Source organism: Nitrobacter sp. TKz-YC01, from assembly GCF_047824785.1.
GTDB lineage: Bacteria > Pseudomonadota > Alphaproteobacteria > Rhizobiales > Xanthobacteraceae > Nitrobacter.
This window is the reverse complement of the sequence record NZ_CP181167.1, coordinates 3626999-3640035: the sequence shown is the minus strand read 5'-3', so window position 1 is coordinate 3640035 and position 13037 is coordinate 3626999. Positions and strand designations below refer to the sequence as shown.

The 13037-nt window shown below is 58.6% G+C and carries 13 protein-coding genes and 1 pseudogene; 5 read left to right on the top strand and 9 right to left on the bottom strand.

Annotation, left to right across the window (positions count from 1 at the left end):
• Positions 1-57: 57 nt before the first annotated feature.
• The 4 genes from ACMYR2_RS17395 to ACMYR2_RS17380 are packed head-to-tail and all read right to left on the bottom strand — an operon-like array spanning position 58 to position 2787.
• Positions 58-930 (bottom strand): dTDP-4-dehydrorhamnose reductase family protein, encoded by an 873-nt coding sequence (locus tag ACMYR2_RS17395; protein WP_416193368.1) that lies wholly within the window; start codon positions 928-930, stop codon positions 58-60.
• Positions 930-2309, bottom strand: a complete 1380-nt coding sequence (locus ACMYR2_RS17390; protein ID WP_416193367.1) for a glycosyltransferase family 4 protein — start codon at positions 2307-2309, stop codon at positions 930-932. The genes ACMYR2_RS17395 and ACMYR2_RS17390 overlap by 1 nt, the downstream gene beginning before the upstream one ends.
• Entirely contained in the window at positions 2306-2650 is a 345-nt protein-coding gene (locus tag ACMYR2_RS17385) for a polysaccharide biosynthesis protein (RefSeq protein ID WP_416193366.1), read from the bottom strand. The genes ACMYR2_RS17390 and ACMYR2_RS17385 overlap by 4 nt, the downstream gene beginning before the upstream one ends.
• On the bottom strand, positions 2599-2787 hold the full coding sequence (locus ACMYR2_RS17380; RefSeq protein WP_416194152.1) for a hypothetical protein: 189 nt from the start codon (positions 2785-2787) through the stop codon (positions 2599-2601). The genes ACMYR2_RS17385 and ACMYR2_RS17380 overlap by 52 nt, the downstream gene beginning before the upstream one ends.
• A 371-nt stretch (positions 2788-3158) precedes the next feature.
• Between ACMYR2_RS17380 and ACMYR2_RS17375 the strand changes: the two genes are divergently transcribed.
• Positions 3159-3377 carry a hypothetical protein gene (locus ACMYR2_RS17375; RefSeq protein WP_416193365.1) on the top strand — a complete coding sequence of 73 codons (219 nt, stop codon included), beginning with the start codon at positions 3159-3161 and terminating at the stop codon, positions 3375-3377.
• Here the strand turns inward: ACMYR2_RS17375 and ACMYR2_RS17370 are convergent.
• Both ACMYR2_RS17370 and ACMYR2_RS17365 read right to left on the bottom strand, forming a co-directional pair.
• Positions 3357-4073 (bottom strand): DUF5681 domain-containing protein, encoded by a 717-nt coding sequence (locus tag ACMYR2_RS17370; protein ID WP_416193364.1) that lies wholly within the window; start codon positions 4071-4073, stop codon positions 3357-3359. The two genes, ACMYR2_RS17375 and ACMYR2_RS17370, sit on opposite strands and share 21 nt — an antisense overlap.
• Positions 4070-5542, bottom strand: coding sequence for a site-specific DNA-methyltransferase (locus ACMYR2_RS17365; protein ID WP_416193363.1), 1473 nt, complete (start codon positions 5540-5542; stop codon positions 4070-4072). The genes ACMYR2_RS17370 and ACMYR2_RS17365 overlap by 4 nt, the downstream gene beginning before the upstream one ends.
• Here ACMYR2_RS17365 and ACMYR2_RS17360 point away from each other — a divergent pair.
• Positions 5488-5616, top strand: a pseudogene (locus tag ACMYR2_RS17360) (helix-turn-helix domain-containing protein); the annotation flags it as partial. The gene ACMYR2_RS17365 and the pseudogene ACMYR2_RS17360 sit on opposite strands and share 55 nt — an antisense overlap.
• A gap of 188 nt (positions 5617-5804) precedes the next feature.
• Here the strand turns inward: ACMYR2_RS17360 and ACMYR2_RS17355 are convergent.
• The 3 genes from ACMYR2_RS17355 to ACMYR2_RS17345 are packed head-to-tail and all read right to left on the bottom strand — an operon-like array spanning position 5805 to position 7220.
• The gene (locus ACMYR2_RS17355; protein ID WP_416194151.1) at positions 5805-6116 is read right to left on the bottom strand and encodes a hypothetical protein; all 312 of its coding nucleotides are present in this window, start codon (positions 6114-6116) and stop codon (positions 5805-5807) included.
• Positions 6117-6133: 17 nt separating this feature from the next.
• Positions 6134-6727, bottom strand: coding sequence for a DEAD/DEAH box helicase family protein (locus ACMYR2_RS17350; RefSeq protein ID WP_416193362.1), 594 nt, complete (start codon positions 6725-6727; stop codon positions 6134-6136).
• 4 nt (positions 6728-6731) lie between these two features.
• Positions 6732-7220: a hypothetical protein gene (locus tag ACMYR2_RS17345; RefSeq protein WP_416193361.1), complete on the bottom strand. Its 489-nt coding sequence runs from the start codon at positions 7218-7220 to the stop codon at positions 6732-6734.
• 876 nt (positions 7221-8096) lie between these two features.
• On the opposite strand from ACMYR2_RS17345, the gene ACMYR2_RS17340 reads away from it, so the two are divergent.
• From ACMYR2_RS17340 to ACMYR2_RS17330, 3 genes are all read left to right on the top strand, one after another.
• Positions 8097-9653, top strand: a complete 1557-nt coding sequence (locus ACMYR2_RS17340; protein ID WP_416193360.1) for an ISL3 family transposase — start codon at positions 8097-8099, stop codon at positions 9651-9653.
• Positions 9654-9803: 150 nt separating this feature from the next.
• Entirely contained in the window at positions 9804-10829 is a 1026-nt protein-coding gene (locus tag ACMYR2_RS17335; RefSeq protein ID WP_416192988.1) for an IS110 family transposase, read from the top strand.
• Positions 10830-11340: 511 nt separating this feature from the next.
• Positions 11341-12966 (top strand): FAD-dependent oxidoreductase, encoded by a 1626-nt coding sequence (locus tag ACMYR2_RS17330; protein WP_416193359.1) that lies wholly within the window; start codon positions 11341-11343, stop codon positions 12964-12966.
• Positions 12967-13037 lie beyond the last annotated feature (71 nt).

The window sequence follows — 13037 nt, the reverse complement described above, 5'->3', positions numbered from 1 at the left end:
TCACGAGCAGTGTCTTGCCAGAGAACATCGGCATTCCAATCCTTGCGAAAGCCCCAATCAGCCGAAATCGCGCATGATGCGCACGAGAGCCGGCCACTCCGGCGGCCGATAGCCGGTCCGGCGGCGGAAGCGGCCGGAGTCGAGCGAACGGTCGATGACGAGCGTCTCGTCCGGCGCGATGTCGATCGCCCTGCCATAGCTATCAGCGACGATCTTGAGCAACTCGTATTTGCTGATCGGCGCGGCCGATACATGGTAGAGGCCGCGAAGCGAGCGATCGGGCAAGACGAAATCGCGGACCACACGCATAAGCTCGGCGGTCGGCAGTCCTGAAAAGATCGCTCTGGTGAAGCCTTTTACGCTGCCCGACTGCGCCAGGAACCAGCAGATCAAGCCATGGGTGCTATTCAGCTCATGCCCGATGATTGAGGTCCGCAGCGTGACCACGTTCTCGTAATCGACCTCGCCGAGACGTTTGCTTCGACCGTAGAGATCGCCTGCGTTCGGCCGGTCCTCTTCGGAATAGTTGCCTCTGGCACCGTCGAAGACGCAATCGGTGCTGATGTGGATGAGGCGGGCGCCGGCCAGCCGGCAGAGCCACGCCAACCGATGCGGCAGGACAGCGTTGATCGGAAGTGCAGCAAGCGGATCTTTGGCTTCCGACAACTGCTTGATAAGGCCGACGCAGTTGATCACCACGTCCGGCCTGATGTCGACCAGAAGTCTGCCGAGCGCATCCACGTTCTCGACGTCGATATCGCTAATAAGATTGGACCGCAGCGTTTCGGGGAACAGGGCGTGCAGCCCTCTCCCGCGCGTCGAGCCGAAGGCGCGATAGCCGGCGCTTTCGGCAAAGCCGCGAAACATCGCGTTGCCGAGCATTCCGGTCGCGCCAAGCACGAGCACCGTCGTATCCGAGTTCTTGGTCATCAGGGCCCGTCTCGTCCCGAACGGCCGATCGCCTCGTGAAAATGCCGCACCAGATCTCGGGCCAAGGGCCACGGGGCGAGATGCCGGTCAAAATAGGCCCTTCCCGCGACGCCCATCTCTTCGCGCTGCACGGCAGGCAGGTTCCGCAGGTTGAGGATGGCCGAGGCCAGCGCCGCGGCGTCTTCAGCCGGAACGGTGAGGCCCGCCTTCGCCTCGCGGATAAGGTCCGCCCCCTCTCCATCGAGAGCGCCGATGATCGGGCGGGCAGCGGCCAGATAAGTCGGAATCTTGCTCGGGATGGTCAGGGCGAGATTATCGGCCCGACCGAGCGTTACGAGCAATGCGGAAGCCTGAGCGAAGATAGCAGGCATCGCCTCGGCGGGATACTGGCCGACCAGTTCGAGGTTCCGAAGTCCGCGCCGTGCGATCTCCTCGCGCAGCCAAGTCAAGCGGGTTCCCGCACCGACGAGGATGATCCGGATCGTTGGATCGGCTATCATCTCGGCGCTCGCGACGATGGTCTCGAGGGCCTGCGCCGAACCGAGATTACCGGCGAAAACAACATTGAAGCAGCCGGAATCCATTGCGAGCGCAGACGGAGCGGCGACGCCCCTCTCGTCTAGGGCGATGTCGCCGGGATTAGGATGGTAGATGATCGGCACACGGTGCCCTGCCAACTCACGGATCTTCTGGAGGAACCCTCGCGATTGGCCAAGCAGGAGATCAGCGCGCCGGTAGATGAAACGCGTTAACGCTGCGACAGCGGCGAGCGCGGCCTTGTTGCGGACATACCCAGTCGATTCCAGGCTGTCGGGCCAAAGATCCTGAACCCAGATAACGAGCACCGCGTCCTTCAGATGCTTCAAAAAAGCCGCCGGTAGCCCTTGGAGAATCGGCGAGATCGCATAGACGAAGATCACGTCGTATCGTTTGCGGCGGGTGAGCCACGGCGCAAAAAGGAGAGCGCAAAGGACAAACGAACCATAGTTCGCCACGCGGCGCAGGGCGCCGCCGTCGCCGCGTGGCACGACTGGAACCCTGTGGATCAGATAGCCCGATGGATGACGTTCCGATCCGACGCCGGTGGCTCTATAGCCTTCGAAGATTTTGCCTTTCGGATAGTTGGGCTGGCCGGCCAGCACCTCGACATCCGCACCACAGGCGCGAAGCGAACGAACGACTTCGTTGATCCGCAAGATCTCCGGCCAGAAATGCTGGCTGACCACCAGGATCCGCAGACCATCCGGTTTCAGGCCGGGCGCGGTTTCGCGCAAATCGGTCGACGTACTGGTTAGGGCGGCCGGCTCGCCGTCCATCGAGACCGTCTTCGGCAATACCCTTGCATCAATCGCCGGACCAGCAGACGAACGGGCAGTCATTGTCTGCCTTCCTCGAGAACCGTCAGGGGAGGAGCACGATCGGCCCCGCCGGCATTTATCAACGCCGCAATTTCCGCATCCGGAGTAAAGTCGGGCAGGTCCATTGCTTGGCAGAACATTTCGGCCATCCGCTTATTAGTGGCCCGTGTAGGATTGACCGCCTTGTCAGTGGACACGAGGACCATTGCTGCGACGCCGGCCCCCAGCGCTACCTCCGCGACATTGCGCGTTCCAAGGGCGTTGGTGAACAAGCCTTCCAATGGCTGAGCCTCGACGATCGGAACATGCTTCAGCGCGGGGCATGAAAGATGATATCGGGCCGAACTTCCGTAAAGGTGCATCTGGCCGACTCGCGTTCTCGCGCAGACTGAAGCGTGAGCGATCGCACCTTGCGCGACAGTTCGGTGGTGACCGAATAGAGCAGGAACTCGCTAACATCAAGGGCTACGAGCTTGCGAGGCTTGAGCGATGTAGGCATGAACTGGCTCCCCACTCAAAAATAAGGTGCATAACCAGGCGGGTGCAACAGAAAACTGTTCTCGCGCAAGAGCGTCGGGAGGGATTTCTAAATTTGAATCTCCACGACGTCACTCTGGTAATAAACTGTGGTCGCCACTCAGAAACTCCTGAGCGACCTGGCGCTTAAACTCAACGCTGTGGGATCGGTGTCTCGGCATGGGCTTTTCTCCAAAAGCCCGGCCACCCGGTCAATCCAACTCTGCTTACCCGTCCGGCTCCAGGGGCCCACTCCAGGTTTCGCGGACGAAGCGTCGCTCAACGCCAATATTGGTAAAAAAGCGGACGATTTCTCGATCTCACATCCGTCTCGCCACGCTCGCACGGCAGAGTGTGCCCATTCTCTACGGCGAGCACGACGACTCCGTCTGGAAGATGCGGCGCTCCGACATCGGCCCGCATCAATTCCTCAAGGGCGGTCAGGTGATCTGGGGCCGCAACCCGACGCGGCTGTTTCTGAACACATGCCGGTCCGGCATCTACGCGAATCGCAGTAACCCCTGCATACCGTCGGCTCAATCGGACACGATTTCAATCTTCGATAACGGCTGATATCATTTTGAGAACGCGTTGCGAGTGCTGGATCTCCGCTTTTATCTGGTCTCTGTCTTCCGGCTGTGTATCGAGAAGCGCCGTCATCTCTTTTATATTCTCCTTTATCGAGACCTTGAGATCGCGCAGTTGATCCCATCTGACTTTGTCTTCTTTGGTCATCGGCCCTTTGATGCGAACCGAGCCGGTGTTCATATCAATGATGATATCGTCGGGATGAGGAAGCGGAGATGGAGCCTCAATGCCAAATTTCTTGCGGCGCGCGAGCTCCTCATCCCATTCGGCCTTGTAGTTGATCGCCGTCTTCAACCATTCATCGTGCAGCTTCTTGTTGTCGCGCTCGACCGAGGTAAGCAGTTCGGTAAACAGGCGTTGAGCCCGTTGATTACCTTTGGCTGCATTGACGGCGAGCGAGCGTACGACGGCCTGGGCCATCGGGATGTCGATTTGACCGTTCGGGTCGTTGATGCTGATCGAACGGTAGGCCTCCTCCAGGATGATGGTTTTCAGCCGTTCGTCGTTGAGAGCGGGCAGGGCGGTGCGCTTTTTGATCGCCCCTTTGCGGCGACCAGACGGGTTGCCGGATTGTCCACGCTGGAATCGGGTCGAAACCGGAGGCTTGGCGTAGCCAACCTCATAGTCTGCCCGTTTCGAGGGCAGGTTAGGTTGGGTGGCCGGCTTGTCGGGCCGGCTCATGCTGCTGTTCCCCGGTTGCGGTCGGGTCGGATCCCGCAAGCGATCTGTTCGGCTTCGACTTTGGCGTAGGTCTCCCAGCGCTGGATTATTCGATCGCAATAAATCGGGTCATACTCGCAGATGCAGGCGCGGCGCCCGGTTTTGTGAGCTGCAATAAGAGTTGAGCCGCTTCCCCCAAACAGGTCCAGGACGATGCCGCCACGCGACGAGACGTCCTTAATCGCGTCAGCGATCATCGCGACCGGCTTCACGGTTGGGTGCAGCGCCAGTTCGTCGAGCCGGCCTGCTTTCATGGTGTTGACGCCGCGATACTCCCAGACATTGGTTCGGTAGCGTCCGTGCTGGCCCAGCTCAAAGTGGTTGTGGTGTGGGGCAGTCCCATTCTTGAAGGCAAATATCAGCTCGTGCCGTGATCGGTAAAATGTACCCATTCCGCCATTGTCCTTGGCCCACACGATCAGATTCTTGAGTTCGGTGTAGATGCCGTCGCCCGCCTTCAGCATCTCCGCCATGTGGCGCCAGTCCATGCAAATGTAATGGATCGAACCATCGATGGAGTGGCGAGTGAGATTGCCGAAGCTTGCCTTGAGAAACCCGGTAAACTCCGGTTCCGACATCTCGCCTGACGCCATCGCGAACTCGCGATGCCGGATCGAACCGAGACCACCGACATTGCCGTCGATCCGAACATTGTAGGGTGGATCGGTAAAAACCATCTGCGCCTGCTCTGGACCCATGAGGGCGGCCACGGTGTCGGGATCGCGAGCATCCCCACAGATCAGCCGATGAGATCCCAATTGCCAGATATCGCCGCGATGACAGCGCAACGGCGCCTTGAGCGGCAATAAGTCCTCGGCAGGATCGCCGGCTTCTTCCGGTATCAAGCCATCGACCAGGCTGTCGATTTCCGCCACCGCAAATCCGGTCAGCGTAAGAGCAAAGTCAAGGTCGAGCTCGCTTAACGCCTTGAGCTCTTCCGCCAGGATTTCTTCGTCCCAACCGGCATTCAGCGCCAGCTTGTTGTCGGCAATGACGTAGGCCCGTTTCTCCGCTGCGGTCATCGATTCTAGTCTGATGCAGGGTACCTCACTCATTGAAAGCAGTTCAGCGGCAGCAACCCGTCCGTGGCCAGCGAGAATGGAATTTTCACGATCGACCAGCACCGGATTGGTAAAGCCAAACCTGCGGATGCTGTCGGCGATTTGCCGAATCTGCTTCCGCGAATGGGTTCGTGCGTTGCGCTGCCACGGGCGAAGCGCGCCGATCGAAAGATATTCGAGTTGAGCTTTCGGCATAAGGACAGGCTCCGATAAAAGACGATGTCGTAAGATATATAAAACGAAGGCGTGTTTTACAATAGCACCACGGTTACGTAAGCTGTAATGAACGGGAAAATTCCAGATCGAGAGCAAAAATGAGCAGTTTGGCAACGCGGGTAGCAAAGCTACGCAGATCGAAAGACCAATCATTGCAAGATGTTGCCGAGGCGGTCGGAGTTTCGAAGGCTCATATCTGGGAATTGGAAAAGGGCAGGGCGGATAATCCATCCATGGCCCTGGTCACGCGTCTGGCCGATCATTTCGGGGTGTCGGTGGCGTTTCTGGTCGGGGAAGATGTCGAGTCATCAGATGCCGATCGGCAACTCCAGCGAATGTTCAGACAAGCCCAGCGGCTCGAGGGCCATAAAACCACCACTTACGGCGGTCGGATCGCCAAGCGTCAGTCACACCCCTACGGTTTCAGATACTCTGGCAGCTTCGTTTTCTGCTCGCTCATCAGGATCAACGTCATATCCACCGTCTCGCCAGTGTTCTTGACCAGTTCAAGCGTACCGGCCGGGACGGTACTGTCCCAACTGAAGTTCTTGGACATGAAGCTCAGAACCTCGCGCTTGTAGGCGGTATCGAGGTTGTCGAGTTGGTCACCCTTGGTTTCGAGAACGGTGATCCGGGATGATCCATCCTTGCGGTCGACCGCGAAGATGAAGTCAGGATAAATCTTCGCCTTGCGCCAGCCCTGCACGGCATATTGCGACCGCGCCACGTTCCGATGCCACCAACTCAGCGCAGCATCGCCATCCAGATAAACCGCGACGTCGCGCTCCTCGCCATTGAAGTCGTCTTCATACATCGGAGCGAACAGACTTCGCTGGAGTGGCCCGCCAGCCGATCCGTCTTTTCCATGATGCGGACGCGACCGGCGGCGGCGCGGTCGAGCGCCTGCCGATAGGAATGCTGACGATCCTTCAGATGCTTCAGTGTCTGGGTGTAGATCGCCTCGTTCGGCACGATCCACAACACGAACCCGGTGTTGCGATCGAGGTATTTTCCCATGACACGCGACACGGCAGACACCGCAAGCCAGGTCTTGCCGCCACCGGTCGGCACCTTGAGCACGACATTCGGCACCGGCCGCGCGCAGCCGTCCGTCCGGAGAGAGAACGGAATGGCGGCGCGCGAGGCAGGCAACTTGCCACCGGCCTTCAATGCGTCCCATGTTTCCTGCGCGAAATCTGGAATTGGAATGCCGAGATCGGGATCGGCCGCCGCCAATGCGGCGATCTTGTCGGCCCGCGCCTTCTTGTCCTTCAGGACATCGAGATAGGTGTCGAGCGTGGAAATCACCCGGCTCTGATAATCGAGGTCCCGGAACATGCCGTCAGCTCCGTTCGATACGGTACAGGGCGAACGGCAACGGTACGAATTCGACTGGGATGTTCTGCTCGGTCAGCATCTTCTGGCTGACAAACCGGGCGGGGGCAAAGACCAGATGCCGCTTGCCCGGCTTGGCCTCGGCGAACGCTTTGGCGCGCGCGAGCGTCAGTGCGGCATCTGGGGTTTTCAGCCAGTCGAGATCGGGCTTGTAGATCAGCCAGACATGCTGGCTTTCGGTTTCACCGAGATAGAATTCCTTCTGGCGGATCGCCTTCGGATTGAGCGACTGATTGCTCGCCATGTGGAACAGCGCGGCGCCGATGGCCGGATAGGGCGGCAAGGATTCTCCGCTCAAGACCTTGTCGAGTTCGACAGGATCGCCGAGCGTGCAATAGGTGAATTCGCCGCCAAGGCCTTCGGCGCGTTCGGTCACGGCCTTCTCACCGGTGACGATCAATTCGCCATCGGGCGCCCCTTTCCTCTGGGCGATCATCCCACCGGATTGACAGCGCGAAGGCACCAAATGCACGCGCGAAACGCGATAGAGGGTGGCGGGGCCATGCAGGGCAGGCCGTCTTGGGCCGAAATCAGATTGTTGACAGGTCGCCACGGCCGGACTTAGGTACACCGCATTGGTACACAAAACCAACTTTGCGGTTGAAGAAGTCGTTATTTTTCAATTGCTTGCGAGGATAGTGGCTGGAATCCCTCCCTCTCCGCCAGTCCTGCGCCATAATATGTTATTATCATTGGGCTATTTCGATAGATTGCTTTCGGCCCCAATTTCGGCCCTAATACGAGCCGGGCCAGCAATCCTTTACGTTCTGAGACGTCGGGATCGCGTTGACGCTGCGTTCCCTCGACCAGCTGGCAGTGCAGAGCTTCGCCAGAATGGACTTCTCATCAGACTGGCACATCTCTGCCTTGCAGCGCCGTATTGAATGACAGATTTACGAAGGCAAAGGTCACCACGTTCGAATCGTGTCGGCGCGCCACATGGTACTCATCCGCGAACGCAGTTCCGGCCCCGTTTGGCTAGCGAGAACTGCCCGTTCCAGCATATCTTCACTGCCCTTGATGCGCATTTGCGCGTCATCGACCTCAATGACATCGATCAACGAGCGAAGTGACGTGGCCTCGAACCAGATTGCCGCCAGCCTTCAACGACCTCGGTCCGCGAGTGTCGCCTAGATTGGCAATTGTCGTCTCTTTTTTATCGCTCTTGGCGTTCGACCCCGCGTCGCTCCTGTCATTCGGCCTGCAATATTGACCCTCTAAGCCGGGGGATCGGCGTCCAAAATTGGCTCTGACTCACTTTTGGTGCAGTTTGGGGGATGTCTGGTGTTTTGATTGGAAGAGAATCAGCGCCATGCAGCAAGCACTCCACCGCTCCAGTCTGGTGCCGCGTGGGTTTGTTGTAGAGAGTGCGTACTACGAGGGTGATAAGGCCATTGTTGTGGTCCGGGCGTCCGGAAGCATTGGTCTGTGCCCATCGTGCGGAACGGTTTCGCGACGTGTCCATAGCCGCTATCGACGCCGCGTGACCGATCTTCCACTCGCGGGGCGGATCGTACAGCTCCTGGTAATCGCCCGCCGCTTCCGCTGCGATGCCATCCTGTGCGGGCGCCATATCTTCACTGAGCGCTTCGCCGAGGGGGTGTTGGCTCCATCAGCGCGACGCACGGCGAGGCTGGACTCTATCGTTCATCACCTCGGTCTGGCGCTTGGTGGTCGACCAGCGGCAGGCTTCGCAAAACGGCTGATGCTGCCGGTGAGCAAAGACACGCTCCTGCGCGTGGTCCGACGCCGTAGCCGTCCGCCGGCCGACCCGCTCAGGGTTATCGGCATCGATGATTGGGCCTGGCGGCGCAATCACCGGTACGCCAGCATCATCTGCAACCTGGAAAAGCACCGGATTGTCACCCTGCTGCCGGATCGGGAATCCGCAACCGCCCAGGCGTGGCTCGCTGCTCATCCCACGATCGCGATCGTCGCCCGTGACCGTGGTGGAGGATATGGCGAAGCCGCAGCAAAGGCTTTGCCGCACGCGGTACAGGTGGCAGATCGTTGGCATCTGATGGAGAACGCCAGTCGAGCCTTCCTCGACGCCGTCCGCAAATCGATGCGACAGATCCGCACCGTCATTGGTGCGACCACGATCGATCCCAAGCTGCTCACAGCCGCCGAGCGCCTCCAATATGAGGGCTATCTGCGCCGCGAGGAGATCGATGCGGCCATCCTGACTTTGTCGAAGAACGGCAAATCGATCAAGCAGATGGTGCGCCTGACTGGCCATAGCAGGAAGCTGGTACGGCAGGTGATCCGCGGCGAGCGCAATGATGTCTTCCGGACTCGACAAAGTTCGTTGGACCTGCATTTGGCATGGCTCGACGATCAGTGGGCGTCCGGCTCTCGAAACGGAGCTGAACTTTGGCGCCGCCTGAAGGCGCGAGGCTTCCGAGGCTCGCTTCGCGTCATCAGCGAGTGGGCAGCCCGCAGACGACGGGCTGAAAGGGCCGACGCGCAAAGCCTTCAGCGGATTCCGTCAGCCAGAACGATCGCGCGCCTTATGACGATCGGGCGGGACTTGTTGACGAAAGCGGAAACCGTCACGATCGCAGCGATCGAGGCTGGCGTACCGACCTTGGTTGAGGCCCGCGACCTCATCGCCGAATTCCACGCGATGATCCGGCGCAAGGCTGAGGAAGGGCTCATTCCATGGATCGAGCGCGCCCGCATCAGTCTCGTCGCCTCGTTCGCGAGCGGCGTCGTCAGGGATGAAGCGGCGGTTCGGGCGGCAATCACTTCGCCCTGGTCCAACGGACAGACCGAAGGCCAAATCACACGCCTCAAGCTCGTCAGACGTCAGATGTATGGCCGCGGCAACATCGATCTCCTTCAGGCCAGACTAATCGGCGCAGAATAATTCGAGCTGCACCAAAGCTGCGACAGAGCCAAAATTGAACGCCGATACGGGGTCAAATTTGCGAACGATGGCGTAATTGCGGTCAGCGCTCGGGCACGAGAGCTCCGTTATCGTCTACCTCTCGCAATCAAACGATTCGGAGGAGCTGTCATGCGGCAATACGTCGGGCTAGATGTCTCGCAGAGAGAGACTGCGGTTTGCGTAGTCAATGAGACGGGTGAAGCAATTTTTGAAGGAAAGGCCAAGTCTCATCCTGGAGATCTGTCAAAGTTACTTCGTAAACATGCGCCACTGGCGGAGCGTATCGGCTTTGAGACGGGCGCAATGGCGAGCTGGCTTTGGCATGAGCTTCGTAGGGTCGAACTCCCCGTCGTTTGCATCGATGCAAGGCATGCACACGCAGCACTATCGGTCCGCATGAACAAAAGCGATCAGAACGATGCTCGGGGCCTTGCCGAACTGGTGCGGGTTGGTTGGTTTCGAGAAGTCAAAATCAAGAGTGAGAAGAGCCAGAAGGTTCGAGCTATCCTCGTGGCGCGATTCCGCCTTGTGTCCATACGCCGGGATATCGAGAACCAGGTCCGCAGTCTGATCAAGGAGTGTGGGTTGCTATTCCCTCGCGCCATTGGCCAACAGTTCCGTAACCAGGTTGGCGAGCTATTGGGCGAAGATCATCAACTCCTCAGCGTGATCGCGCCGCTCTTGTCGATTCATGAACTCATCTGCCAGCAGCAAAGCAAATTTGACGACGAGGTCCGCCGATTGGCGAAGTCGGACGAGACGACGCGTCGCCTGATGACAGTTCCTGGTGTCGGCGTGGTCACCGCCTTGACGTTCCGCCATACGATCGATGACCCGTCTCGCTTCCGATCGGCCTCGACAGTCGGCGCCTATCTCGGCCTCACACCTCGGCGCAACCAATCTGGTGAGACTGACACTAGTGGCAAGATATCCCGATGGGGCGACAGGCTCCTCCGAACGTACCTTTACGAGGCGGCGACCGTTCTGCTTTATCGAACAAAGAAATGGTCCTCCCTCAAAGCCTGGGGTATGAAACTTGCGAAGCGGATCGGCATGAAAAAGGCAAAGGTTGCTATCGCCCGCAAGATCGCTGTCATCCTCCACTGCATCTGGGTCGACGGCACATCATTCGACTGGGGCAACGCGCCGGCCTGACCTTATTTTGCAAGTTCCTGGCCCGGTCCGCCGGGCTGGCGATGTCCCGCTGGGACGGTGGTCGTGGTGACCTCGGTCAATCGGCTGGTGGCGGCTCGTCCGCACCCCGTTGCAAACGATGAGGCGCCCGATCCGGACATCATCATGAGGCGCTTGCGACCTCGGAAAGGACCATGACCCCAGCGACGGGCAACTGATCGCATTGAAGCCAGGTGACAGCTAATCGGCCCACTATACGAGTTGGCTATCGATCCACCAGCCGCGCTCGCCCCGTCTGCGCAACCCGGACCTGCTCCGTCGGGCCGAGCGTTACCACTTTGCCGAATGGCTTCAAAAAGAGAGTTGACAACAACCCGCAATTAAAGGGCCGATTGACATGTCTCCTTCCAGAACATGATTTGGTCACCCTGGCTCTCGGAGCTCGAGGCTGATCCAGATGAATAGTAGCGCCAAGTGCAGGATGAGACGTTCCCGCTCGCTTATTACGTCTGTGGCAACCCTTTCAGCTGCGATGGCGAACCGCGAGACTGTCAGTGAAGATCGGGACGGAACGAAGAGAATCATCAACCGTTTCAGTCCGGAGCCAACAAACTTTGTGTTGTTATTGTTGGGGCTTCTGGAGATGAAAATGACCCACACTCCCGAGAACCGTACCTACTGGAATGAGACAGCGGCAGCGACAGCTTTTCCGCGTCTTTTCGGAGACGTGAATGCTGACGTCGCCATTATCGGTGGTGGGATCGTGGGGATTACAACCGCACGGATGCTCAAAGACATGGGTCAGGCCGTCGCGGTGATCGAAGCACGCCGCGTAGGCCGCCAGGTGACCGGAAAATCTACTGCCAAGATCACATCCCAGCACAGCATCATTTATCAAACACTTGAGCAGAAGTTCGGGGAAGATCGCGCGCGTCTATATGCCGGCGCCCAGGAAAGCGCTATTCGAAAAATTCGTAGCCTCGCCGCTCATTATGGCATCGACTGCGATATTGAGACCAAATCTGCCTACACCTATACACGAGACAGAACCTACGTCTCGAAGATCGAGAAGGAGGTGGAGGTCGCGCAGCGCCTCGGACTTCCAGCGTCACTGGTTAACCAAACGGGCCTTCCCTTCGATATTCTCGCAGCGATCCGTTTTGACAATCAGGCCCAGTTTCATCCGACCAAATACATTGCCGGATTAGCGAAGACGATTCCCGGTGACAGGTGCCATGTCTTTGAAGATAGCCGGGTCGTTGATTGGGATCCGGCCCGCGTGGTTACTGATCGGGGCAGCGTGACGGCTCGCTATGTCGTTATGGCCACGCATCTGCCATTGGAACAGGTCGGCGGTTACTACGCCCTCGCCTATCCTCAGGCGGAGCCGGTCATCGCAGCCAGAATTAGCCGTGCGCCGAACGGCATGTACATCAACGTCGAGCAACCAAGCCATTCAATCCGAACCCACACGCAGCAGAACGGCGACGTTTACGGTATCGTCGCAGGTACGAGCTTCAAGCCCGGCCATACCGATGATGAGCGTAAGTATTTTCAGGATATCGAACATTGGCTGACATCGAATTTCGATGCCGGGCCGATAGAGTACCGTTGGGTCAATGAAGATTATTCTTCAATGGACAACGCTCCTTTCATCGGCTGGTCGTCATCGATCGGGGACGGTTATCTCGTCGCCACGGGATTCGATGCATGGGGCATAACCAATGGCACGGCTGCAGGCATGATCTTGGCCGATCTCGCCACCGGTAAGGAGAATGAGTGGTTGAAAGTATTCGACGCCACGCGCGTGAAGCCTATTGCCGGAGGGCCTCAGTTCGTGAGGGAGAATGCCGAAGTCGCGGCCCAATTGGTGAGCGGCTATCTGTCTCGCAAACCAAAATCTTTCGATGAGCTAGCCCCCGGCGAAGCAGCGATCATGAAAATAGACGGTCAGAACGTCGCTGCCTTCAAGGACGAGCAGGGTCGTGTTCATGCCGTTTCTTCCGTCTGCACGCATATGGGCTGCTTAGTGGGCTGGAATGAAACCGACCGGACCTGGGATTGCCCATGCCACGGTTCCCGGTTCGACCTGAACGGTGAGGTGATCCACGGACCGGCGACAAAGCCCCTCGCTATGGCGCTACCAGATAGCCGGTAGGGCAAGAGATTTCAGTTCGCAAGTCGCGCCCAACCAACCAACCCAGCGGGGTAACTTTGCCGTCGGTTGAG